Raw genomic sequence first — 25,451 nt, forward strand, 5'->3', positions numbered from 1 at the left:
TCAGCTTCATCGGCATTCATCCAAATACACCACATAAATTGCAGTTCCGCCTACAGCATAGTGAACCGTTTCCTGTAGACTAAAACCGTAGTTAATCTGTCAATTTCTGTGAGGAAAACGAATTTATGACAGGAATATCGGCGATCGAGTCGATTGTAGCGCAACCAACTCCCTTGGGCAGCGATCCTGCTACAAATAGCCAAACAGCAGGAGTTATTTCTGAATTGGTCATCATCTTGATCATTCTGCTGCTGATTGCAACTGTTGTGGCACTCGTAACCCAACGGTTGCGAATTCCCTATGTGACGGGCTTAGTGTTAGCAGGCTTGCCCATTACGGAGGTATTGTCGCGTCGAATTGGTTTAGACCCCTCTTTAGTATTAAATCTTTTCCTACCAATTCTGATTTTTGAAGCAGCTATCAATACTGATATCAGCCGTCTCCGCAGCACCTTTAAGCCGATCGCCCTGCTGGCGGGCCCAGGCTCGATCTTATCTTCAGCAATTATTGCTGTTCTGGTTAAATTTGGGCTAGGACTAGACTGGATTCCGGCGTTGCTGATCGGAGTCATTCTGGCAAACACTGATACAGTCTCAATGATCGCGGTTTTTAAAGAGATTCGTGTGCCTTCCCGGCTATCCACCATCGTGGAAGGAGAAACCCTGTTCAATGATGCGGCTGCCCTGGTTTCATTCAATTTGATTCTAGTCGTTTATGCTACAGGTTCTCTTACCGTCGTAGGAGGACTTAAGGAACTGCTCGTGGTTGCCTTGGGTGGGGGACTCGTGGGTGTCATCTTAGGTTACTTGAGTCTGCCGATATTTGTTCGATTAAATGACCCGTTGAGTAGTCTCTTGCTGACCGTGGCGCTGGCGTTAGGAACATTCCAAATCGGGCAATTTTTGGGGGTATCCGGTGCGGTGGCGGTGGTGATCGCCGGACTTATTTTTGGCAATCTGGGGCTTTCTCGCACTACATCAGCCTCGGATCGAATTACGCTACTGAGCTTCTGGGAGTACGCTGGTTTTGGGGTCAATACATTTATTTTTCTGCTGATCGGCATTGAGATTAACCCGCTGACACTGTGGAGAATTTTGCCATCCATTCTGTTCGTTATTTTGGCGTATCAACTGGCACGGATTCTCTCGGTATATCTGTTGTTAGCGGCGCTGCGGTGGTTCGATCGTCCGATTCCCCTGCGCTGGCAGCACGTTTTGTTTCTGGGAAACATCAAAGGCTCACTCTCGATGGCACTGGCGCTTAGTATTCCTCTGGGATTGACAGGACGAGATAACATCATTGCGCTGGTTTTCGGTGCAGTTTTATTCTCCTTGGTCGGACAAGGATTAAGTTTACCCTGGCTAGTAAAACGGTTACAAATTAGCCGTGTTTCTGATGTAATGCAGGAAGCAGGGCAGTTACAAATTCAGTTGATTGCTTCCAAAGCGGCTCAAGATGAGCTAGATAGTTTGCTGAAATCTGGCGTGTTGCCGAAGGCAGTTTACGAGGAATTATGGGCATCGTATCAAGCACGAGTAGCGCACTCTGAGCGAGTGCTGCGCGATCTCTACAATCAACATCGGGCCGGGCAAGTACAGGGCGATCGCAGCGGGCTAGATACGATTCGACGGCGATTGCTTCTAGCAGAAAAAGGAGCAGTTAGCGATGCCCTCCGCAAGCGAATTGTCCCAGAGGATCTGGTTCATCCTTACATCAAAGATTTGGATGAGAAACTTCTAACGTTGGCAGATGACTAGCGCGAATGCCGAGGTAATCAATCATTTGGTGAACTAGCTCTGGACGGGTGACGACCAAGATGGTAGAACCTGCTTCAAGAACAGTATTGCCGTTTGGAATCTCCAGATTGGCGCAGGCATGGCATTGATAACCAATAATCAGCGAACCTGTTGGAAAACGGGGGTCTTGAGCAATTTGAGCAACGGTGCTACCTGCCACCTTGCAATCGCCTGGAACTGGCAGCTTTAGTACCTCGACTTGCCCGTGTTCAAAGTGCATCATCGACTCGATTTGGGGATATTCAATCGCATTCGCCATTGATGCAACTGCCAAATCAATAGTGCTGATGATGTGACTTGCTCCGGCAAGTCGATAGGCTTCCATAAATTCGCGATCGCGCATTCGCACCACAATATGGGAAATGCCATAGCTTCTGGATAGGGTGATCAGCGCTAAATTCAGTGCATCATCCCTGAGTGCTGCAACGACTGCGTTTGCTTGTTTAATTCCCGCTTCCAGAAGAACCGTTGTACTCACCGCACTGCCTTCAAATGCCATTACTCCGATTTTTTCACGAGCAAAGCGACAGGCCAGCGGGTCGGCATCGATGATGGCAACCGTATGACCGACTTTTAATAGCTGCTGGGCTAAACCCAGCCCCATCATTCCTGCTCCACCAATTAATACGTACATGACTATTTGTCACCCCAAGAATGAACGTTACAGATTTATCCCTATGAGTGAGATTGTTTTGGGTTTTTATCAGTTTAATCTGGTGGGGTGGCTTATACCGGGCTTACTTATTACCTGTTCCACACTTAGTTTAATCTGCTTGTGTGGTTGGCATGGGAGCCAGCCCCACAAGTGATTTTCCTCAGTTAGCTACGCAGCGGGAACCCTACATAATCTTAGGCACTTTGAAAAACTCCCCATCGCGATCGGGAGCTCCCTCCAAAATACTTTCTCCCTTAGCAAAAGGTTGCAAATCGTCCGATCGCATTACATTACTAACATCGATCGCCCGCGTTGTCGGCTGCACCTTACTCGTATCTAGTTCGCTCAACTGCTCGAAATAATCCAAAATACCGTTAAGTTGACCAGTAAACTGCTCTTCTTCTTCCGGCGTTAATTCCAATCTCGCTAAATTCGCTACTTTCCGAACTTCTTCTCTGTCAATCATAAAAATCTGTAATTGGAAATTGGGAATGGGGAATGGGGAATGGGGAATGAGGAATGGGGAATGGGGAATTGGGCATAGGGAATTGTTATTTGTTATTAGAGAAACGACTAAACTGCTACGCATTTAAATTGAATCCAGAGACGGGCAAGATGCCCGTTCCACAATAATTGTAGAAAAATTGACTGTCAAATTAGATGCACAACAGCTTAACTACCAACTATTAACTACTAACTATGCCCCATGCCCCATGCCCATCCTAGTTAAAAATACACATCAATTTGCGATCGGCCTGTTGTCTTCAGCCAATTTTGCACTTCAATGTAATTGTTTGGGGCCAAGCGAATCGCCTCCTTCCAATAATCCGCAGCTTTATCAAACAGCCCTTCCGCGCCTTCAATATTGCCAGCTTCCTTTTCCTTTTCCCCTTGATAGTGGTAAATTACAGCAATATTATTTAGTGCTTGTGGCATTCTCGGATTGAGATCCAAAGCCTCGCTGTAATATTCCAAAGCTTTATCGTGTTCGCCGTTGCTAGTATGGATCAGCCCCATATTGTACAAGACATAACTGCGATCGTAAGGATCTTCCTCCAGCTTCAGCGCTTCATGGTAATTGTCGAGCGCTTCAGCATATTCGCCATCTGCTTGAGCTGACATACCATCCCGGTAATAAGCAAAAGCTTCCTTCGCCTGCTTTTTGGCTGGCATAATCTTGAGGATGATATCAGCCATTACCGTGAAACTTTTGTCAATAAAGTTATCGTTGCGTTGAGTTCTTGGCATATGCGATTCTTTGGTTAGTGGCTAATCAGAAAAATTAGCCTGTAAAGTTTTGCTATTAATAATTGCGCCACTGTTGTAGTGGGCCGTTGTGTTGAGGGCGCTAAAAAGTTTAGTCGATCGCACCTGCGAACCTTAAAACACGCCCTTGGGTTTAACACCCTCGCAAGCTCTATCTATTTTATATAAGTCTTGCAAGACTGGCAAAAAAACTAGATTTCTTTAACATATCTCTGGCACTCTACACAAAACTTACAAAAACCCGCGCCGAAGGGAAAAGTTATGCTGGAGGGTGCAGGGGCGACCCTTTTCTATGGCTTTCGTTCGGATTGCTTTGCTAACGCCAACGGGCGATCGCACATCGTACCCAATAAATGTAGCCATAATCCCCCCTCCTTGACCCTCAGAGCAAACAAGCAAATAACCTGCCGAGGAGAAATTCCATCACAAAGTTTTATTAAGCTATCCGAGTTCAGCCCATACTTAAAAGTTATTCGGCAAAACACTAGCAATATTTTGCCCCAAAGTCAATCGATTTTAGATTTTAGATTTTAGATTTTAGATTTTAGCATTGACTTGCGCGAGATAAATTCGGGGGCGCCTTTATCGGATACAGGTTTTTTATTTCTGGACGGATGAATCACGTGGCGGGTATCCTGGATGCGGGAATTGTCAAGGGCAGCATCAAAAAAAATCAGAAAGCCGATCGTCAAAACCAGCTCGAATTCCCGCAATATATAATAAAAATAACCGGGTAATTTTCACAGAGAGAAACCTATGGCTCCGAATCCCACCATTATGCAAGCCGTCGAACAACTTGGCTACCGCGTTACGGTTGGAGACGTGGCGGCAAAAGCTGGATTAGATGTCAATTTTGCCCAGCGAGAACTGTTAACCCTCGCCTCCGAAGCAGGCGGCAACCTGCAAGTAGCAGAATCCGGCGACATTGCCTACCTATTTCCCAAGAACTTTCGAGATATTTTGCGAAACAAATTCTTGCGCTTGCAGTTGCAGGAATGGTGGCAAAAAATCTGGCGAGTTTTATTTTACCTGATTCGGATATCTTTTGGCATAGTGCTGGTAGCTTCCATCCTCTTAATTTTTGTTGCTATCACTATTTTAATCTCCAGTTTACTCTCCAGCAGCGACAGCAATAACAGCGGCGGCGGAGGAGACGGTGGTAGCGGGGGCGGCAGAGGCGGCGGCTTTTCGTTTTTTCCCTACTTCTGGAACGACTTAAGCTGGATATTTTACTGGAACCATGACCAACCATACTACCAGCAGCGATCGCGCTTAACTGACCAAAAACCCGAGATGAGTTTTCTGGAAGCAGTTTTCTCATTTCTATTTGGAGACGGCAATCCCAATTACAATCTAGAAGAGCGTAAGTGGAGCGATATTGCCACGGCAATTCGCAACAGCCGAGGCGCCGTCGTCGCCGAACAAATTGCCCCATATCTAGACAATCTCGGACAAGGATACGCCCGAGAATACGAAGAATATATGTTACCGGCTCTCGCCCGTTTTGACGGCCGCCCCGAAGTCAGTCCCGAAGGGCAAATAGTCTACCATTTTCCGCAATTGCAAACCACAGCCACCGAGAGAAATTCTGAACCAGTAGCAGCTTATTTGCGAGAAATGCTGTGGCGTTTCAGCAACGCCAGTTCCGGCAAAATCATGCTCGCAGCAGGGTTAGGAGCCGTCAATCTTGTCGGTGCGTTAGTTTTGGGGAATCTATTAACTAATAATTTAATCGCAGGTGGATTTATCGGTTTCGTCAGCGCTGTTTATCCCATGATCCTGATTTATGGCGTCGGATTTCTCGCAATTCCTTTAATTCGCTACTTTTGGATTCAGTGGAAAAATAGCCGGATAGAATCCCGCAATCAAGAGCGTCAGCAGCGAGCAATGTTATTAAACGAACCCGATGCCAACTTACTCAAAAAACTGGCATACGCCCAGGAATTTGCAGCAGAAAACGTTCTGACTGGAGAAGACTTAGCTTATACAACAGAAACAGAATTAACCCAACAAGAACTAGAACAGTCACCCAAAATAAATGCCGAGTGGCAGCGCCGGATCGATCGATCCGAAAACTTGTAATACGAATGAAAAAAACAGTTGTTTGTTGTTAAGTTAGGTTGCTAAAATCTTGCACCCTTTTCAAGAATAGACAGAATGCCTGTTCCACAATAAAATATCTTTGTTGGGGAACGGGCTTTTAGCTGGTGGCTAAGAATTATGGAAAATATCAATCTTTATGGATGTCATAATTTTTTCTAATCCGAGTTTTATTAAATAAGCTTAGGGCGTTTAAAAATTAAACAATTTTGGTCATACTTCGAGTCATGATCCAGAGCCACAAGTTCCCATCCTTCCTCCCCCAAATGATTGACAAATAGATGCAGCGAGCCTTGTTTCCAATCTCGCTGTTCTTCACCGTTTACATATAAACTAATCAGCTTGTTTCCAAAAGGATACATATTCGCATCCACAAATAAATACTCCCACTTTTGCATAGCAATCCTTAATGTAGTTAGTCATTAGTCATTAGTCATTAGTCATTAGTCATTCCCAATTCCCAATTCCCAATACTTCGGCCACGCGGTTCCTGGTGTGCAACTACGCGGTTCCTGAGCGTAGTCGAAGGGCTGTACAAGTTCCCAATTCCCAATTCCCAATTCCCTGTATTCAGAACACGGAAGTTACGAATACAGGAATAGCTGTTTTTTCCTTCTTCCTTCTTCCTTCTTCCTTCTTCCTGACATTCGTTACATCCGTTACATCCGTTACATCCGTTGCCGAACTTCTTTCTTGCCCATTCCCAGGAGTTACTGGACTGCAATTCTAGCCAAAGTAGCACCTCGGTAATAGTGCAACAAAATCTGCTGGTAGCCGTATCCTTGCCTGGCCAAATTGTAGGCCCCCCACTGACTCATTCCTACAGCATGGCCGAAACCTTTGCCAGCAACTTGAAAACCGGTAGGAGCTTGGCCGCTGTTCCTTGGGTTCCCACCGCCCCCATATTGAGGAATCACGGTGAACCGCGTACTCCTCAAATTTAAAACCCGGCGTAAATCTGCGCCAGTCATGACCCTAGAACCGCCATCTCCAACTACTTTCATCCTCAAAACGCTGCCGTGAGCGGTAGTGCGTTCTGGCTTCATCGAGATCACATTGCCCACGCCAGAAATCTTACTGCTGATTTGAGCCCGAGAAAAATTTTCTTTCCATTGGTAAACCGGCGCCCCTTGGTCGAAGTCAGGAACAGCACGCAGGTAAGGCAGGGGTTCGGTCCAAACATCTTCGACATTTTCAGTATGTCCCCCAGACGCAGAGTGGAAAGCGGCTAAAATAATTTGACCGTTGTAGGCCAGAACTTGACCGGCGGTTGCATCGACTGCGGAATAAGTGCCAGAAGATTCTGTTTGCAATCCTTTGTAAACTTGGGAATACTGAGTGCTGTCCACGTCGTAAAGGTCAGTTTCGCTTTTCAGGCGCTGGTGGATAGCGTAGGAACGGGCGGCGACTGCTTGGGCTTTCAAAGCCTCTTGAGGCCAATTGCCACTCATCTCGGCGCCGAGAACGCTGTAGAGATATTGTTCGATATTGACGTAGTTGATGGCAGTCAAGCCTCCTTTTTGGGGAACTAGAAGCGTGCGTCCCCGATACCAACGATCGCCAATCCAGACATAACCGTTCCCCGTCGGCTCGATCCAAACTTGGTTGGCGGCCCAGCGACCAATTGCCACTGTTCCCGATCGAAATTGAGCCGACTGAGAACTGTTTGCCGGCAGTTCGCCCAAATTGCGCCCGCTACCGTCGCGGATTGCAGCCTTAGTAGAACTGCCGACTTTTACCTGACTGGCCCCGTCTTGTACCGCCACTCGCAAGATCAGTGCGGCCTGTGCTGGGGCTACCATTGCCAGCCAAAACAACAAGGAAATCCAAAAGTAGCGTTTTTTTAATGTCGAAAGAACGGAAACAAAGAATACTCCTGACTGCATTTGAAAATTTTCCTCCTGTGCTGTGTGAGTTTAAGAATTTTTAAGGGAAGGGAAGGGAAAAAGGAAGGGGAACGGAAGAAAGAAAACGTTAGAATTGGGTTTGGCACTCTGTGCGCTTGTCGAAAATGATTTTAGCAAGTAGATGTTCCCAGGAACAGCGATTTATCCCGGTTCCTGCCTGCGACTATTTCCTGTATGTCGGATCAGCCGCACTCTGGATATATGTAACATATTTTTTAAGACTTAATTGAGGTGATTTGACTCTTGCAGATTACATTTCTCGGAACTAGCTCCGGCGTACCCACGCGATCGCGCAACGTTTCCAGCATCGCCCTCCGCTTGCCCCAGCGAGCGGAACTCTGGCTGTTTGACTGCGGCGAAGGAACTCAGCACCAGTTTCTCCGCAGCGAGCTCAAAGTCAGCCAACTAAGCCGCATTTTCATCACTCACCTGCACGGCGACCATATTTTCGGCTTAATGGGTTTGCTGGCTAGCTGCGGTTTGGCGGGGAATGTCAAGCGCATCGATCTTTACGGGCCTCCGGGACTTGAAGAATATTTGCAAGCTGGCGTTCGCTATTCTCAAACTCATTTTTCTTACCCGGTGAAGGTACACAAAATCCATGAGGGAGTTATCTATGAAGATGACGAATATATTGTTAGTTGTGGCCCTTTGAAGCACCGAGTTACTGCTTTTGGTTATCGCGTAACTGAGAAAGATCGTCCGGGACATTTTGATGTAGAAAAAGCGAAGGCAGCGGGCATTCCTTCCGGGCCAATTTACGGGGAGTTAAAACAAGGAAAGACGGTAAAGTTAGAGGACGGGCGAGAGTTTAAAGGTACTGATTTTTGTGGCCCGGATCAAGTCGGGCGGAAGTTTGTTTACTGTACCGACACGGTTTTTTGTGACGGGGCCGTGGAATTAGCAAAGGATGCTGATTTGTTGGTGCATGAAGCGACTTTTGCTCATCAAGATGCTCAAATGGCCTTCGATCGCCTGCATTCGACTTCCACAATGGCGGCTCAAGTGGCTTTGATCGCTGGGGCGAAACAGCTAATTATGACGCATTTTAGCCCGCGTTACGCTCCGGGGAATGCGATCGTCCTGGATGATTTGCTAAAGGAAGCGCAGGCTATTTTTCCGAATACGAAAATGGCCTATGACTTTTTGACTTACGAAGTGCCGAGGCCTGTTTCAAACTAGGGTTAATCTGACCTGAGATGTTACAGCTTTTTCCATAAGGGCGATCGGGGCGGGCTCTGGGGCCCACCCAACAAAAACATTAATCTATTGTAAAACAGGCCGAAAAGCCTGTTGCTGAAATTAATCCAACAAAAACATTAATCTATTGTGGAACAGGCTTTCGCACCTGTTACGCCCTGCAATTGTCAATAAGCACATATACCTGAGCTGCGATCGCGACCCACCTTCACCAACTTCAATCTAAAATCTAAAATCGAAAATCTAAAATCGGTCGATCGCCCCCAGCGACGGCCCAGGAGACCCAATGGTTGCTACAATCGGGGAGGGTATATGTTGTGGCTAACACTACAGCCCGTAACCCTGAAAGCTAATAGCTAAATTATTAAAAATCTGCCTCTCCTGCCATGTTTAAAAATCTGCTAGGCGATCCCAACGCGCGCAAACTGAGAAAATTTCAGCCTTGGGTAGCTGATATCAATATTTTGGAAGAAGACTTCCGCGCACTCTCAGACGACGGCCTCAGAGGAAAAACGGCCGAGTTTCAACAACGTCTGGCAAAAGCTAAATCTATCAACGAAGAAAAAGAGATCCTAGACGAAATCTTGCCGGAAGCTTTTGCAGTGGTGCGGGAAGCGGGACAGCGGGTTTTGGGACTGCGCCACTTTGATGTCCAACTCCTCGGCGGCATCATCCTGCACAAAGGCCAAATTGCCGAAATGAAAACCGGTGAGGGCAAAACTTTGGTGGCGACGCTACCGGCTTACCTCAACGCCCTCAACGGTAAAGGCGTACACATCATCACCGTGAACGATTATCTCGCAAGGCGGGATGCGGAATGGATGGGACAGGTGCACCGCTTCCTGGGATTGACTGTGGGACTGATTCAGCAGGGCATGGATCAGGTGGAACGAAAGAAAAATTATAACTGCGATATTACCTACGCCACGAACAGCGAAGTCGGCTTTGACTATTTGCGCGACAACATGGCTACTGTCATGGAAGATGTAGTGCAGCGTCCTTTTAATTTTTGCGTGATTGACGAAGTTGACTCGGTGCTGATTGATGAGGCGCGGACGCCTCTGATTATTTCGGGCCAGGTGGAACGCCCCAGTGAGAAGTACATCCGGGCGGCTGAGGTAGCTGCTTCCCTGAGAAAGGAAAATGAAGAACATTACGAGGTTGACGAAAAAGCTCGGAATGTGCTATTGACCGATGAAGGCTTTGGTGAAGCTGAGCGGTTGTTGGGTGTTACGGATTTGTACGACCCGGCTGACCCTTGGGCGCATTACATTTTTAATGCGATTAAGGCGAAGGAATTGTTTATTAAGGATATTAACTACATCGTCAATGCCGATCGCGAAGTGGTGATTGTGGATGAGTTTACCGGGCGGGTGATGCCGGGACGGCGCTGGAGTGACGGTTTGCACCAGGCGATCGAAGCTAAGGAACGGGCGGAAATTCAGCCGGAAACTCAGACGCTGGCGACAATTACTTATCAGAATTTCTTTTTGCTTTATCCGAAGCTGTCGGGGATGACTGGGACGGCGAAGACTGAAGAGACCGAGTTTGAGAAGATTTACAAACTGGAAGTGACGCTGATTCCCACTAACCGGATTACCAGCCGTACTGACCTTTCGGATATGGTTTATAAAGGGGAGCCTGGGAAGTGGAATGCGATCGCCCAAGAATGCGGGGAAATGCACGAGATCGGTCGGCCGGTGCTGGTGGGCACTACGAGTGTGGAAAAGTCGGAGTTGCTGTCGCGGCTGCTGCAGGAGAGGAAAATTCCTCACAATTTGCTTAATGCTAAACCGGAAAATGTGGAGCGGGAATCAGAAATTATTGCTCAAGCCGGACGCAAAGGCGCTGTGACGATCGCGACCAACATGGCGGGACGCGGTACTGATATTATTTTGGGCGGTAATTCTGAGTACATGGCGCGCCTCAAGTTGCGGGAGTATTTTATGCCCCGGATTGTGCAACCCGAAGATGAGGACGGGTTTTCGCTGGTGCAAGTACCCGGTATTGGCGGCCGCCCCGCACCTCAAGGTTTTGGTCAAACTGCGAAAAAGGTAAAGTCTTGGAAAGCTTCGGCGCAGATTTTCCCGACGCAGCTATCGAAAGATGCCGAGCAAATGCTCAAAGCGGCGGTGGAATTGGCGGTGAAGGAGTACGGGGAGCGATCGCTCACGGAATTGCAAGCCGATGATATCGTGGCTATAGCTTCGGAAAAAGCGCCGACAAAAGACCCCGTAATTCAAAAATTGCGGGAAGCTTACAATTTAACTCGCAGGGAGTACGATGCTTTTACCAGCACCGAACACGATGAAGTCGTGCGGTTGGGAGGCTTGCACGTCATCGGTACCGAACGCCACGAATCGCGCCGGATCGACAATCAGTTGCGCGGCCGGGCGGGACGCCAAGGAGACCCGGGTTCTACGCGGTTTTTCTTGAGTTTGGATGACAATTTGCTCAGGATTTTCGGCGGCGAACGGGTTGCCGGTTTGATGAAGGCTTTCGGTGTTGAGGAAGATATGCCGATCGAATCTAAAATGCTGACTGGTTCCCTCGAAGGCGCTCAGAAAAAAGTCGAAACCTACTATTACGATATCCGCAAGCAGGTCTTTGAATACGACGAAGTGATGAACAATCAGCGTCGAGCAATCTATGCGGAACGTCGCCGAGTATTGGAAGGTTTGGACTCCAAGGAACAGGTAATTAGGTATGCCGAACAGACGATGGACGACATCGTGGGAGCATACATCAACCCCGACTTACCTTCGGAAGAATGGGAACTCGACAAACTTGTGAGCAAGGTGAAGGAATTTGTTTATTTGCTGGCTGACATGACACCGGATCAGCTAGAAGATTTGTCCGTTGAGGAAATTAAAACTTTCTTACACGAACAAGTCCGCAACGCTTACGACATGAAAGAAGCGGAAGTTAATGCAATCCGAGCTGAATTGATGCGCGATGCGGAACGGTTCTTTATTTTGCAGCAAATTGATACTTTGTGGCGGGAACATTTGCAACAAATGGATGCTTTGCGCGAGTCGGTAGGGCTGCGCGGTTACGGCCAGAAAGACCCGTTAATCGAGTACAAAACTGAAGGTTACGAGCTGTTTTTGGACATGATGACGGATATCCGCCGCAATGTGGTTTATTCGCTGTTCCAGTTCCAGCCGCAGCCGGCAATGCAAGTTTCACCAGAGATGGTTTGACGCAGTTGAAAATTGAAGGAAAATGAGATCGCGCAGTCTCCACCCATAATCTTTGATTTGGGTGGGGTTAGCGATATGCAACCAATAAAAGCGAACCAACAATCGTCTGAGTCAAAACTCTCATCTGTTTCTGCCAAGAAGTCTGTTAAGAAAAAGGGCGATCGTGCCAGAAAGAAGTTATATCAAATCCGGTTAAATCGGAATCATGCAGTATAGAGTAGTGCGAGCGTCTCGCTCGCACTGACCATCCAAATATATAAATAATTCCGTTCCAACCGGAAACGATATTAGCCATTAAAGAAGCTAGAATACATCAGAAAATAGCTCCGTCTGGCTCATCCCATCACTATATCGGAAGCCCCAACCATAATTTTTATTGGGTGGGGATACATCACAAATAGTGGTGCAAAGTAAGGGTATTACAATTTAGTGAATTCTTGAACTTTGACTGTCGCTCTTTCATTTTAGCCTAATTTTTAACCGCCTTTGCTATCGCAATACTCCGGACAGTTTTTGGAACGAGACTACAAGCTTACGCGGCGCAAGGATCATAAATAAAGTCCCATTAAATGCAACGAGCGGGGTGGAGCTGACATTGATTTAATTATCCACAGGGGCTGCGAAGTCCTACAGAATAAGCCATTGGGCCATATAAAAACTGGTGTTGCTGATTCTGGCGTATGAATCAACTTTTCGCTTGATGTTACAAAACTCACCCTCCCGGGTCTTATAGCAATTGGGAAATGTGAATTCCTACCTAAATTCAGCAACGCCTAAAAACTGTCCGGATTATTGCTATCGGGGAGTGTAAAAAATATCCCCTGACGATTGACCAGAATCATCACAATTGAGAGGTTTAGTTATGAAAAATAATGTGTGGATTGCCAGCGGTTTAGCGCTTTCTCTTATCACTAGCACTTTGACTGCTAGTGCTGCTTCTTTTCGCAATGACATTACTGGCGTAAAAAATGCTCCTAATGCCACACCTTGGGGAGGATGGTCTACCGCAATTTATTGCCCTGGTGGTAGCTACGTGGGTGGATATTCGATGAGGGTTGAACCGAATCAAGGTGGGGGCGACGATACTGCACTCAATGCTGTTGCCTTATATTGTTACGATCGTGCGGGAAACATGGTCGAGCGGATTGTACCACATCCGGGATTTTGGGGGAATTGGGGTGAAGGAGCTAATTGCCCGAAAGGAAGTTATGCAACAGCATTTAAACTGAAAGTAGAACCACCACAAGGCAATGGTGATGATACAGGAGCAAATTCTGTAACTTTTGGCTGTAGTAATAGTAATAGCACTGTAATTGAAGCATCTGGTGGAGCTCAATGGGGAGCTTGGACACCAAATTGGGTAACAGGTCCGCCGAATTCGGCAATTTGTGGTGTTCGCGCGAAAGTTGAAGGTCAGCAAGGAAGGGGAGATGATACTGCTTTGAATGATTTAGAGTTTAGCTGGTGCAAATTACCACAACCGATTAGCCAAGGTACACCACAGCCTAAACCACCAACTCCAACGCCAAATGCCGGTAACAGTGGCATCCGCCTTTTTGAAAATCCTGTCGGTGAAAATGGTATCCCAATTGATGTAGCGCTAAAAGGTGCTAATGGGCTAGATCCTAACGCACGCCAATTGGGGGCAGATACGTTTTGTCGGTTGAGGGGATATGGAAAGGCTGTGAACTTCCAATTGGCAAGTGGAAGCAACAGGGGTACATTGCAATTCGATCCAAGCACAGGAAGCTGGACACCCTGCGCGAGTTGTGGGATGTATTTTACGAGGGTAGCTTGTCAATAAATAGCAGTACGGGCGATTTAGTGGTTAGAAACTAATGAAGCTGTAAGTTTGAATCTGAATGGAGGAGTTGCTGTCAGTGCTGCGGCAATTAACGTCGGCACTAACTATTTGGGTATGGTTGAAGCGGTTGCTCAAAGCGATATTACAACAAATGTTTTTGTTGTAAGGTAGTTTCTGTAGCGCGGGCTTTTCGGGCCTAGTTGAGTGGAATTAAGTGCGATCGCCTTTGAGTTTGACTTGAGGCGATCGCACTTTGCTTTAATAGTCGTAGACGCACGACTGGTCACAAACAGGCTTTTTTTACGAGAAGACGCGTTACAGCCCGCAGAAACTGCCAAAAACCCGGTTTCTAAAGTTAGACCCAATCTTCTTGATCGCTTTTTTGTCGCCTGTAAACCTCACCTGTAGCGTGAATTTTACGGGTTTGTTCGTAAAGAGTTTCTTCGGTATAATTCCATTTTTGCAGGACTTTTTTTAAGTCGGATTGAATATCTCTAGCGCCGGGAAAGCCTCGGTAGCGAATTATTAATCTTGCTAATTCCGATAAATTGTATTCGGTTGCTTCTCCTGCTAATAAAGTATCGACACTGGCTCGATCGCGCTTGTATTGCGGATGCTGCTGATCTTGAGTTTTTTCTAATGAATCCATATTAAGTAAGTGGGTAGAAATAAACATTACATGGGAGCGGGCGGGTTTATAAGATTATTAGTCTTAGGCTATTATGGTTGGTAAAACCCGCCCCTACAATTCAGGTTGTTCTAGGATTATTTTTGGTGTTTAACTACATATTTATATTTCCCAATCATCAGAATACCAAAAACTTCGACTTCTTGAAAAAGTCAAGATTCTGATTATTTGCTTGTGTTGTCGCTTCAGTCATCCCCAGAAATTTTTGTGTTTGTTGAGTAATACCAAATAGTCGATCGCCGTGACAAAAGATTTCCCAGGCGCGAATTCCCATAAAACCAATACCTGCAACCGCCAAGGGCATCGCTGCGGCACCTAAAAGCGCAGCAATGGGGGGAAATATCATGCACAGTGTTAATAGAATGCCAGTAATAACACCGCCAGCAATGCCAGCTTTGGCGGTGGCAGTGGCGACTTGTTCGACTAACTCTGACTGGGTAATTTTGCCTTCAACGCACAATAGCGAGTTTTCTAAGATAGAAAATATTAACTCAATTACTGCTGCTGCGATCGCCCCTTTCATTGCAGCCCCAACGATTTCCGCAACTGCTGCTTTAAACGCTGCATCCGCTAAAACTTGCTTAGCGACTGCTAATTCAGCAGCAGTCATGTCTACACCACCGCGAGCACGATTCACCCAAAAATATTCAAAAATCCCGTTAGCAGCTTCGCTTCCGCCTCCATTGACGTGCGCTTGGATGTGACTCCAATCTTTATCTTGACAGAAGTTGCGAATTGCTTCTGGGCCTTGGGCACGAATTTGGGCGGGTATGGATTCAAATACTTTTGCTGCTTCTTGAACATTTCGCATTCCGTCACGCATCCCAGCCCTAGCAAATTTCGATTGCAGATTTCTTGGCAGGTTCTCAAAACGGATGTTATGTGCTATTTTAAAAGCTTCTTGAGTGGCGATCGCCCCAGCACTAACCATTGAACTTGGCGCTGATTGTACCCACCCTGTTAATACAGTTGCACTTTCCTCAACTTTAGCAGCGATTTCGTTGGCTAAGTTTTGGGTATCGGCAACAGTTTCTTGTACTTTAGCCGTTAGGAATTCGAGCGGATTCTGGCTAATTTCCATGTTGATCCAGCTTGCATCGTTAATGATAGAATTATTCCGACTATAACATTCCTCTTCAGTAAGTGTGATTTTTTACTGAATTGCTTCTAGCTTCTAACTCCGGCTGTAAGTTGAGAGCTTTTTTTTGATAAAATAAACCTTCATTGATTCGACCTTGCTCTTCCAAACTTTTGCCTAAATTCCAATAAGCGACGGCTAAATCTGGTTGAATAACGATAGATTTTTGATAGTAAGTTATGGCGTCATCGAGCTGGCCTTGTTTGTAAAACATACTGCCCAAGTTAACATAGGCTTCGACAAAATTAGGATCGAATTCGATCGCCTTGGAGTAGGCACGAATTGCCGCGTCTATTTTGCCTTGGGCTTGCAGGATATTGCCTAGGGTTTTGTAGGCGGCGGCGAAATTGGGTTGCTGACGAAGTGCTTGGTAACAGGAGGCGATCGCCTCTACATATTTCTGTTGCGTATAATAAATTTCTGCTATCTTGTTGAGTGCGATCGGACTATCGGCTTGAATGGCTAGTAATTTTTGATATTGAGCGATCGCCTCCTCAAGCTTTCCTGATTTCTGAAGGCTATCGCCCGCTGACAAATACTGCTCTGCTAACTCGGAATTTGCGGTCATAGATTTTACTTTAACAGCCAAAACTACTTTACCACAACTGTTAGTTAGCAACCGCGATTTCTAGGGATATTCTGACTATTGTCAATTTTAAATTTGTTTCTGTACCAACAGTTCGGACAGTTTTTGATTACCAACCGTAGCATAGAGGTTTTAGGGCACCCCGATTAAAACAAGATAAAAGTCAGCAAAGTTCTGGACGCACTTTTGACGATCTGAAACCCGGTTGCTGACTATATTTCTTGTTCCTGTTAGCAAAACTCATAGAAACCGGGTTTCTCGCCACCCCATGCGTGGGCATTGAAACTGTCCGAAGTGTTGATAGATAAATTAGCTAAATGTTCGATCGCCCTAGCTGTTCAAAAATCGATCGAACGGGCGATCGAAAAAATTAAGGAGACAGTCGCCACACCTTAATCGTGTCGTCAAAACTGCCACTGATCAGAGTTTTGTCTTGAGGATTAAAAGCCAAATCCACCCAGGTAGAATGACCCTTCAGCGTGCCCGCCATTTCGCCGGAACTCATGCGCCACAGCTTGATAGTGCCGCTCAAATCGGCGCTAGCGAGTTTGTCTCCGTCGGGAGTGAAAGCCAAGGACTTAACCTTGTCGGAATGGCCGCTCAAAGTCCGTAGCAGAGAACCGTTGGGCTGCCCGAACTGATTATTTGCGCTGATATCCCACAGCTTCACCGTCTTGTCCCAACTGCCGCTGGCGAGAGTTTGACCATCCGGGCTGATGGCCAGAGACCAAACCGCCTCAGAATGACCCCAAAGAGTTTCTTTGAATTCCCCAGTCTGCCAGTTCCACAGGTTGATCTTACCGTCGCTGCTGCCGATCGCCAAAGTTTCTCGATCGGGACTGAAAGCCACCGCCTGCACCTCGTCAAAAACCCGGTTGAGAGTTTCCAACTCGGCCCCGCCTTCGACTTGCCACAACTTCAAAGTTTTGTCCTTACCGACACTGGCCACAGTCCGGCTATCGGGACTGAAAACCACCGAGAACACGCCGTCTTGGTGTCCGTCCAAAGTCCGAATTAACTTGCCAGAATAGAAATTCCACAATTTAATCGTACCGTCAACGCCACCGCTGGCGATCGTCCTGCCGTCGGGGCTGACAGCCACCGACCACACAGGCCCCAAATGTCCGGCTAAAACCTTGAGCAGCTTGCCGTGACGCTTGTGCCGCAAGTGAATTGTACCGTCGTTATTCCCGCTGACGATCGCGCGGCCCTGGGGAGCAACTGCTACCGTCCAAACCGGGTTTTTGTCTAGATCCGCCAGAGTGCGTACAGCAGGCCGGGACTGCGATGCATCACCGTTGAAATCCTGCATCGGGGGCGGATTGAACCGAATTTCGGGAATGCTAGAAACAGGCTCACCAGAAGTGAAAGCCTGCGGTGCAGGAGAAGGCAAGCGAGAACCCAGCACTACGGACAGCAGGGCAACCGCAGTTCCTCCCCACATTGCCAAAGTCCACTTGGGTTTGCTGAGAATCACGTCTACCGGTGCCGGGCCGTAATTCATGTCTGTGAGAATTGCCTCGGTCGATCGATAGCGTTTTGATGGTTCTCGCTGCACCATTTTATCCAGAATGCGGCCGAGTCGCGCCGAAACTGGTACTTTCAAATAATGTCTCCAAGCCCAACTTTCGGATTTGATGTCAAACAAATCAAAGGGCGACATTCCCGTTAACAAGTGAATGCAAGTGACGCCCAAACTGTAGATGTCGCTGCTCTGAATCGCTTGGCCTTTAATTTGTTCCGGGGCCGCGTATTCTGCTGAACCTGTCACCGTTTCTGTTTTGATCGGGCCACTATTAGCCCGAATTGCCGCGCCGAAATCGACTAAAACTAGCCCAGAGGAACTTTCCTGAGACACGGAATGTAAACCCTCTTTCCCTGCCCAAGCTGGGGATGCTTGGGGATTTTTGCGGTGAATAATATTCGACGGTTTGATATCTCCGTGAATCAGTTGATTTTCATGAACAAATTGCAGGACTGGCAACAATTCGCTCAGCAGATACCAAATTTGAATTTCTTTAACAACACCTTTTTCTGAAAGCCGATCGGCTAAATTACGGCCTTCGATGTATTCTTGCACTAAATACTGGCAGCCTTCGACTTCAAAAGATGCCAGCAGTTTCGGTATTTGGGGATGTTTGCCCAACTCGTCGAGAACTGAGGCTGAGCCGCGAAAAGTCCGGTTTAGGGGGTTTTGACCGTCCGCTGTGCCTGCGGGCGCGCAGAACTGTTGAATGACGCAGCGGGGTTGCGAAGGTTGGTCTTCATCGACTGCTAAGAAGGTGCGGCAAGTAAGACTTTGACCGAGGGTGTGAAAGACTCGGTAGCGACCTTTTAGCAGCAAATTCGACTCGCAACTTTTGCAGACTGTCGCGCGATCGAGATTTTGGGGATTCTGGCAATGGGGATTGATGCAGTAACTCATTTGTCTTTCCGCTGGAGACCCCCGTCCGACATTCGGTGGGGGAGGAAAGCGGGGCGGTGCGTGCCGCTTCCTGTGGACAAATTAAATAATTGGAATCTTTGCTTGATCATAATTGTTTCCCAGATTTTCGCCACAATTGCTGCGGTCGATCGCACGTAAATAATTGCTGACTTTCCTGCGAGCGAGGTTTAATAGGTCGATCCTATGGGCGGGCAGGATGCCTACCCCACAAGAAAATCATTCTTTGTGGAACAGGCCGGAAAGCCTGTTGTTTAGAATGGTGCAATATCTCAGTTATTACCGAATTACGCTATACTGTCATTGCCAATACTTGCATTGCGATCGCAGCAAAGCAATGGCGAGGTCTTGCCAAACATCGGCGATTCTTTGTTCTATGGAGTGAATCTAAAAGTTCAACTTTCTAATGTCAAATCGACTAGCTGATTAAAACTTAGGCAATTTTTGCCAAACGAACTACTAACTTTTAACTATTACTTATGCCCTTAATTCGCGTACCCAAACCTTGGGAAATTCTCGAACCCCAAATTACCCCAGAAACAGCCTTTCTCAACCGCCGCCGCTTCATGACCAATTTAATTGGCGCCGGCGTGACTGCTTCCCTGCTGCCGCTGATCGGCTGCCAAAGCAATGCTAGCTCAAAAACTGCTCTGGATCAAAGCTCAACCCAAGCATATGCGGGATTGAGCCGGAATCCCGACTTTGCGAAAGTCGATCGAGCGATTACCGACGAAGCCTTAGCTACAAAATACAACAATTTTTACGAATACGGCGGCACAAAATCTATTTGGCAAGCCGCTCAAGCTTTGCCAACAGAAAACTGGAAAGTAGAAGTAGGAGGTTTAGTAAAAAATCCCCGCACTTATGATATTGACGACCTCAACAAAAAATTTCCTATCGAAGAACGAGTTTATCGATTTCGCTGTGTAGAAGCCTGGGCGATGGTAGTTCCTTGGGTAGGATTTCCCATGAAATTACTGATGGCTGATGTCGAACCGCAATCGAAAGCTAAATTCGTTCGCTTTACCTCATTTTACGATCCCAAAATAACTCCCGGCCCCGGTTTGATGTCGCAATTTTATCCTTGGCCTTATACCGAAGGTCTGCGAATTGAAGAAATGGCAAACGATTTAGCATTTTTTGCCACAGGCTTGTATGGCCGAAGGCTACCAAAGCAAAATGGTGCGCCGCTGCGGCAAGTGATTCCTTGGAAATACGGTTTTAAGGGCGCAAAGTCGATCGTAAAAATTGAATTTGTCGAACAACAGCCCGCCACTTTTTGGAATACAATCGGCCCCAACGAATACGCCTTTGAAGCAAATGTCGAACCCGACAAACCGCACCCCAGATGGTCGCAGGCCAGCGAACGCATAGTCGGCCCCGGTAACAGTTGGTCGTGGGAAACTCGCCCAACTTTGCCCTACAACGGTTACGGCGAATATGTGGCGAGTTTGTACAGTTAATTGACGGATTTCCCCTCGTTTCTAGGCTCAGCCTAGGAACGCAGATCCGGAGGCTCTGCCTCCCTATTTGTGCGAGGCAGAGCCTCGGATTCAGGCATTCCCAGGCAGATCCTGGGAACGAGAAAAGGGAAATATGAAATGTGCGATCGCAGTTTAGCATTTCCCTTTTTACCAGTTGCTGAAATTCCCGGTTTCATCGAACAAAGCAGAACAGTCGGACAGCGTGCTGCTGTGCGTTTGTTTCGGCAAAGAATTAGAGAAATTTTGCCAAATTAAAAATAACACTTACATCTCTCCTTACTCTTTCTCTGTGCCCTCTGCGCCCTCTGCGGTAAAAAAACTCTTTATTGTTCACAAAACTCTGCAACCCTCCGCCAAACTCGATCGCACAAATCGGGTATGCTAACATCGAACCATTCAATTTCAGGATAGGCTCGAAACCATGTCCGCTGACGCTTCGCAAATTGCCGCGTGTGCAAAATTGTTAATTCTTTCGCTTCTTCAAGCTTAATCTCGCCAGCCAAATATTGTTTCATTTCCTGGTATCCCAGCGTGTTCAACAGTGGCAAGTCGCAGCCGTATTTTTTACACAAATATTCTACTTCAGCAATCCAACCGCGTTCTAGCATTTGTTCGGTGCGCTGTTTGATCCGATCGACCAAAACATCGATCGCGCAATCCAACCCAATTTGTAAAATAGGATAATTGGGAGGATTTTCGCCCTGCTGTTCGGAAATAGGGCGACCGGTCGCATAAAATACTTCCAGTGCTCTTAAAGTTCTTACTGGGTCATTGAGGTGAATTTTCTCGGCGGCAGAGCGATCGACCTGCTGCAACATCGCGTAACATTGAGATTGTCCGAGTTCTGCTAGTTGCGATCGCAATTCGGGCATCGGCGCTACCCTCGGAATTTTTAAACCGCGCACGATCGATTTAATATATAAGCCCGTCCCTCCCACCAACAACAGGGGGGGAGAAACAGGAAAATCGACATCAGCAATTAATTTTTGAGCTTGCTGTTGGTACTCTGCTAGTGTCAGAGTTTCTGTCGGATCGCAGATGTCAATTAAGTGATGCGGTACACAAGTGCGATCGACCGCCGTCGGTTTTGCCGTTCCGATGTCAAATTCGCGGTACACTTGACGGGAGTCCGCACTGAGGATCGAGGATTGTAGTCGCCCCGCCAAAGCCAATGCCACTCCCGACTTCCCCGTCGCCGTCGCCCCACAAATCGTAATTAATCTAGGCATAACCTGTCGCACATTTCCCTATAAAAACTCTCAAATCCTCTCCTCTCCATGCTTTCCCCTCTCTCCTACACTGATTCACCGCGATCGGCCAGGGCATTCCTCCACCAATCTCAAAACTATTCCCATCCCTCCCCCCGATAAATTTCCCTTCAGAAAGCCCTAGCATCGCCTTTAACGGTTTTGTGCTATAATTTTAGGAGTTTTCCCATTTTAGAAGCTTTCGGGGCTTTAGGCCTCATTATTGGAGCTATTTTTGTATGACCAGCAGCTACAGCGCCGACCAGATTCAAGTTCTCGAAGGTCTCGAAGCAGTCCGTAAACGACCGGGGATGTACATCGGTACCACCGGCCCGCGAGGACTCCACCATCTAGTTTACGAGGTTGTGGACAATTCCATAGATGAGGCGCTGGCTGGCCACTGCACTCACATCGAGATTGACATCAACGCCGACGGTTCCGTTACCGTGACAGACGACGGCCGGGGTATTCCGACCGGCATCGTTGCCAAGACTGGCAAATCGGGAATAGAAACAGTAATGACTGTACTCCACGCCGGCGGTAAATTTGGCGGTGGTGGCTACAAGGTTTCTGGAGGATTGCACGGTGTAGGTATTTCTGTTGTTAACGCGCTGTCCGAGTGGGTAGAAGTGACAGTTTGGCGCGACCAAAAAGAACATTTACAGCGCTACGAAAGAGGCAATCCAGTTACTGAACTTACTGCCAAGCCCAACAAAGGCACTCGCACCGGCACTTCAGTTTCTTTCTTGCCAGATACTCAAATATTTAGCACTGGCATTGAATTTGATTACACTACACTCGCGGGGCGCTTGCGAGAATTGGGTTACTTGAATGCGGGCGTGAGAATTACGTTTAGCGACCACCGTTTGGAACTGCTTAAAAGTAGCGAACCTCGCATCGAAACATACTGTTATGAGGGCGGAATCAAGGAATATATCGCCTACATGAACCGCGAAAAGCAGCCTCTGCACGAAGAAGTGATCTACGTGCAAGGCGAACGCAATAACGTGCAGATAGAAGTGGCTTTGCAGTGGTGCGTCGATGCTTTTAGCGACAACGTTCTCGGTTTTGCTAACAACATTCGGACGATCGACGGTGGCACGCACTTAGAAGGTTTGAAGGCTGTTTTGACGCGGACGATGAATTCGATCGCCCGCAAGCGCAACAAAATCAAAGAAAACGAGCCCAACCTCGCCGGCGAAAACGTGCGCGAAGGTTTGACAGCAGTGATTTCTGTCAAAGTCCCAGACCCTGAATTTGAAGGTCAAACTAAAACTAAGCTAGGAAATACAGAAGTTCGGGGAATTGTCGATTCCTTGGTAGGCGAAGTATTGACAGAATATTTAGAGTTTCGCCCCCAAGTAGCCGACGCTATTTTGGAAAAAGCAATTCAGGCATTTAAGGCCGCTGAAGCCGCCCGCCGTGCCCGCGATTTAGTGCGCCGAAAATCAGTCTTAGAATCGTCTCCTTTGCCTGGAAAATTAGCGGACTGTAGCTCCAGAGACCCCGCCCTGTCTGAGATATACCTCGTCGAGGGGGATTCCGCGGGGGGCTGTTTTTTTTCATCTCAGGAAATAAAATTAGCTGACGGTACGACAAAAACTATCAAACAGATAGTTGACGAACAAGCAGAAGGTAAAGAACACTTTTGCTACACCATTCGCGAGAGTGGAAACATCGGGTTTGAGCGAATAACTAATGCTCGGATGACTAAAGCAAATGCTGAAGTTGTCAAACTGACATTAGACAATGGGGAGACAATAACTTGCACTCCCGACCATCCATTCATGTTGCGGGATGGCACTTACAAAGCAGCAGCCCTGCTGACACCGGAAGATTCATTAATGCCGTTCCACAGCAAGTTGTCGGAAAAAAACAAACAGGGTCAGGGACTTAACGGTTACGAAATGGTTTGGAATCCCAACAGTGATAAGTGGATTTACACCCATCTTTTAGCGGATTTCTACAACCTGAAACATGGCGTTTATCTCGCATCTGACGGCAATCACCGCCATCACGTTGACTTTAACAAACTCAACAACAATCCGACAAATATTCAGCGATTGCCTGCTGAGGAGCACTTGGCTCTTCACCGCGCGAACCTTGAGAAAACCTTGCACAGGCCCGATGTCATTGAAAAGAGCCGTCAAGCTCACATGACTGATGAATTTCGGGCGATGATGAAAGAGCGGATGCGGCAGCCTGAAACGCGACAAATTCTTTCGGAACAGGCGAAAGCTCAGTGGGAAGATGAAGAGTATAAAGCTTACATGATGAGCAAGTGGCGGGAGTTTTACGATAGTGATGAAACTTATCGCCAGCAAAATAATGAACTGCTGAACCAAGCGCAGCAAGAGTATTGGAGTAGTGAAGAAAACCGTTTGGCTCAGTCGGAACGGGTGAGTAATCATTTTGCTAACAATCCTGAAGCACGGGAGACTCATTCTCAACTTGCTAAAGAACAGTGGCAAGATGAGAATTTGTTGGAGTGGCGGCGCGAAAAAACTAAGGAACAGTGGACGCCGGAGTTTCGCCAGAAACGTAAAGCGACTTTGAAGGAAACTTATTACCGCCAGACGCTGGAAGCTTTGAAGACAGTCCACCTGAAAGAAGGTTGGATGAATGTAGATGCTTACAATCTTTATCGCCGCATGAAGGGTGATAAGACTTTGTTGAAGTTTGAGACGTTTTGCGATCGCTACTTTAATGGTGATGAAGTATATGCTCGCCAAGCGGTTCGGAATTACAACCACCGCGTTGTGTCGATCGAACATTTGGAGGAACGCTACGATGTTTACGACATCGAAGTGCCCAACAGTCACAACTTTGCATTAGCTGCGGGAATTTTTGTCCATAACAGTGCCAAACAAGGGCGCGATCGCCAATTTCAAGCAATCCTGCCTTTGCGCGGTAAAATTCTCAACATTGAGAAAACCGACGACGCCAAAATCTACAAAAATAACGAAATTCAATCGTTAATTACAGCCCTGGGTTTGGGCATCAAAGGCGAAGAATTCGATCCGGGTCAATTGCGGTATCACCACATCGTAATTATGACTGACGCTGACGTGGATGGTGCCCACATCCGCACGCTGTTGCTGACTTTCTTCTACCGCTATCAGCGGGCACTTGTAGAACAAGGTTACATCTATATTGCTTGTCCTCCTCTCTATAAAGTGGAACGGGGACGCAATCATTACTACTGTTACAGCGATCGCGAAATGAACAATCTCATCCGCAATGAATTTCCGGCGAATGCTAACTACACCATTCAGCGGTTCAAAGGTTTGGGTGAAATGATGCCGACACAGTTGTGGGATACGACGATGAACCCAGAAACTCGGACGCTGAAACGGGTGGAGATTGAAGACGCTGCTGAGGCCGATCGCATCTTTACGATCTTAATGGGCGATCGTGTCGCCCCCCGCCGCGAATTCATCGAAACCTACGGCCCCAAACTCAACCTCCTCGACTTGGACATCTAAATTAATCATGAGTCCTGAGTCGTTAGCTAGCAGCTAATGACTCAGGACTCATGACTAAACTTTTGCGGCCCTGATGCCTTCTGCCCTTTCGGGCGATCGGGCATCAGGGCCCTTTGATGTTTCTAGGTTTTGTTATAAAAATTAATACAATCTCTCATCAAATCGATCTAAGGTAAACACTTAGGTAAATTTTAGATTTTTGGCGCATCCATCAGCTACCACAAAAATAGAAGGTTGGACAAATATAGCGTCAACGACCCAGGTCTAAAGAGATTGGGCTTCTAGCCTAAGACTTAAACCGCAGTTGACCAGACTCAGTACCTTGGTACTACGTTAACGGTAAGAGTTAAAGACCTACCAGGGAATGCGAAGCTAGTTCCTTGCTCTAGAAATTTAGGATTAAACAGACTTATTGGGTTAAATCAGTGTCCTAGATATAGTACCGGCCG

20 protein-coding genes are annotated in these 25,451 nt (G+C 47.2%); 9 read left to right on the forward strand and 11 right to left on the reverse strand.

Going from position 1 to position 25,451, the window contains the following annotated elements; all coding sequences use genetic code 11:
• Positions 1–125 precede the first annotated feature (125 nt).
• Positions 126–1,757, forward strand: coding sequence for a sodium:proton antiporter (locus tag QUA88_RS18980; protein ID WP_333273150.1), 1,632 nt, complete (start codon positions 126–128; stop codon positions 1,755–1,757).
• On the opposite strand, the gene QUA88_RS18985 is transcribed toward QUA88_RS18980, so the two are convergent.
• The 4 genes from QUA88_RS18985 to QUA88_RS19000 all read right to left on the reverse strand — a co-directional run bounded on the left by QUA88_RS18985 (position 1,714) and on the right by QUA88_RS19000 (position 4,080).
• Positions 1,714–2,430, reverse strand: a complete 717-nt coding sequence (locus QUA88_RS18985) for a TrkA family potassium uptake protein (RefSeq protein ID WP_333273152.1) — start codon at positions 2,428–2,430, stop codon at positions 1,714–1,716. The two genes, QUA88_RS18980 and QUA88_RS18985, sit on opposite strands and share 44 nt — an antisense overlap.
• A 205-nt stretch (positions 2,431–2,635) precedes the next feature.
• On the reverse strand, positions 2,636–2,917 hold the full coding sequence (gatC, locus tag QUA88_RS18990; RefSeq protein WP_006635952.1) for an Asp-tRNA(Asn)/Glu-tRNA(Gln) amidotransferase subunit GatC: 282 nt from the start codon (positions 2,915–2,917) through the stop codon (positions 2,636–2,638).
• 260 nt (positions 2,918–3,177) lie between these two features.
• On the reverse strand, positions 3,178–3,699 hold the full coding sequence (locus tag QUA88_RS18995) for a photosystem I assembly protein Ycf3 (protein ID WP_333039118.1): 522 nt from the start codon (positions 3,697–3,699) through the stop codon (positions 3,178–3,180).
• A gap of 249 nt (positions 3,700–3,948) precedes the next feature.
• On the reverse strand, positions 3,949–4,080 hold the full coding sequence (locus tag QUA88_RS19000) for a hypothetical protein (RefSeq protein WP_333273155.1): 132 nt from the start codon (positions 4,078–4,080) through the stop codon (positions 3,949–3,951).
• Between the two features lie 393 nt (positions 4,081–4,473).
• On the opposite strand from QUA88_RS19000, the gene QUA88_RS19005 reads away from it, so the two are divergent.
• On the forward strand, positions 4,474–5,799 hold the full coding sequence (locus QUA88_RS19005) for a hypothetical protein (RefSeq protein WP_333053614.1): 1,326 nt from the start codon (positions 4,474–4,476) through the stop codon (positions 5,797–5,799).
• A 191-nt stretch (positions 5,800–5,990) separates the two neighbouring features.
• Here the strand turns inward: QUA88_RS19005 and QUA88_RS19010 are convergent, their stop codons facing one another.
• Entirely contained in the window at positions 5,991–6,215 is a 225-nt protein-coding gene (locus tag QUA88_RS19010; protein WP_015174403.1) for a hypothetical protein, read from the reverse strand.
• 312 nt (positions 6,216–6,527) lie between these two features.
• On the reverse strand, positions 6,528–7,703 hold the full coding sequence (locus tag QUA88_RS19015) for a SpoIID/LytB domain-containing protein (protein WP_333053613.1): 1,176 nt from the start codon (positions 7,701–7,703) through the stop codon (positions 6,528–6,530).
• Positions 7,704–7,967: 264 nt separating this feature from the next.
• Between QUA88_RS19015 and QUA88_RS19020 the strand changes: the two genes are divergently transcribed.
• The 4 genes from QUA88_RS19020 to QUA88_RS19035 all read left to right on the forward strand — a co-directional run bounded on the left by QUA88_RS19020 (position 7,968) and on the right by QUA88_RS19035 (position 14,102).
• Positions 7,968–8,906 carry a ribonuclease Z gene (locus QUA88_RS19020; protein ID WP_333053612.1) on the forward strand — a complete coding sequence of 313 codons (939 nt, stop codon included), beginning with the start codon at positions 7,968–7,970 and terminating at the stop codon, positions 8,904–8,906.
• Positions 8,907–9,310: 404 nt separating this feature from the next.
• The gene (secA, locus tag QUA88_RS19025; protein WP_333273158.1) at positions 9,311–12,127 is read left to right on the forward strand and encodes a preprotein translocase subunit SecA; all 2,817 of its coding nucleotides are present in this window, start codon (positions 9,311–9,313) and stop codon (positions 12,125–12,127) included.
• A gap of 862 nt (positions 12,128–12,989) precedes the next feature.
• Positions 12,990–13,931 (forward strand): hypothetical protein, encoded by a 942-nt coding sequence (locus QUA88_RS19030; protein WP_333273161.1) that lies wholly within the window; start codon positions 12,990–12,992, stop codon positions 13,929–13,931.
• Between the two features lie 48 nt (positions 13,932–13,979).
• Positions 13,980–14,102 carry a hypothetical protein gene (locus QUA88_RS19035; RefSeq protein WP_333273164.1) on the forward strand — a complete coding sequence of 41 codons (123 nt, stop codon included), beginning with the start codon at positions 13,980–13,982 and terminating at the stop codon, positions 14,100–14,102.
• A 184-nt stretch (positions 14,103–14,286) separates the two neighbouring features.
• On the opposite strand, the gene QUA88_RS19040 is transcribed toward QUA88_RS19035, so the two are convergent.
• From QUA88_RS19040 to QUA88_RS19055, 4 genes are all read right to left on the reverse strand, one after another.
• The gene (locus QUA88_RS19040; RefSeq protein ID WP_333053608.1) at positions 14,287–14,580 is read right to left on the reverse strand and encodes a DUF3288 family protein; all 294 of its coding nucleotides are present in this window, start codon (positions 14,578–14,580) and stop codon (positions 14,287–14,289) included.
• Positions 14,581–14,737: 157 nt separating this feature from the next.
• Entirely contained in the window at positions 14,738–15,700 is a 963-nt protein-coding gene (locus QUA88_RS19045; RefSeq protein WP_333053606.1) for a hypothetical protein, read from the reverse strand.
• Positions 15,701–15,755: 55 nt separating this feature from the next.
• A complete protein-coding gene (locus QUA88_RS19050; RefSeq protein ID WP_333053605.1) occupies positions 15,756–16,325 on the reverse strand; it encodes a tetratricopeptide repeat protein in 570 nt (189 codons plus the stop codon).
• 388 nt (positions 16,326–16,713) lie between these two features.
• On the reverse strand, positions 16,714–18,768 hold the full coding sequence (locus QUA88_RS19055; protein WP_333273169.1) for a serine/threonine-protein kinase: 2,055 nt from the start codon (positions 18,766–18,768) through the stop codon (positions 16,714–16,716).
• Positions 18,769–19,265: 497 nt separating this feature from the next.
• Here QUA88_RS19055 and msrP point away from each other — a divergent pair, with 497 nt between their 5' ends.
• Together msrP and QUA88_RS19065 are read left to right on the forward strand one after the other, a co-directional pair.
• Positions 19,266–20,249: a protein-methionine-sulfoxide reductase catalytic subunit MsrP gene (gene msrP, locus QUA88_RS19060; RefSeq protein ID WP_333053603.1), complete on the forward strand. Its 984-nt coding sequence runs from the start codon at positions 19,266–19,268 to the stop codon at positions 20,247–20,249.
• 138 nt (positions 20,250–20,387) lie between these two features.
• Complete coding sequence (locus QUA88_RS19065) at positions 20,388–20,525, forward strand: hypothetical protein (RefSeq protein WP_333053602.1); 138 nt, start codon at positions 20,388–20,390, stop codon at positions 20,523–20,525.
• A 68-nt stretch (positions 20,526–20,593) separates the two neighbouring features.
• Here QUA88_RS19065 and miaA read toward each other — a convergent pair whose 3' ends face one another.
• Positions 20,594–21,499 (reverse strand): tRNA (adenosine(37)-N6)-dimethylallyltransferase MiaA, encoded by a 906-nt coding sequence (gene miaA / locus QUA88_RS19070; RefSeq protein ID WP_333273172.1) that lies wholly within the window; start codon positions 21,497–21,499, stop codon positions 20,594–20,596.
• Positions 21,500–21,756: 257 nt separating this feature from the next.
• Between miaA and gyrB the strand changes: the two genes are divergently transcribed.
• Complete coding sequence (gene gyrB, locus QUA88_RS19075) at positions 21,757–25,002, forward strand: DNA topoisomerase (ATP-hydrolyzing) subunit B (protein ID WP_333273175.1); 3,246 nt, start codon at positions 21,757–21,759, stop codon at positions 25,000–25,002.
• Positions 25,003–25,451: the final 449 nt, after the last annotated feature.

The organism is Microcoleus sp. D3_18_C2, assembly GCF_036702395.1.
Lineage (GTDB): Bacteria > Cyanobacteriota > Cyanobacteriia > Cyanobacteriales > Microcoleaceae > Microcoleus.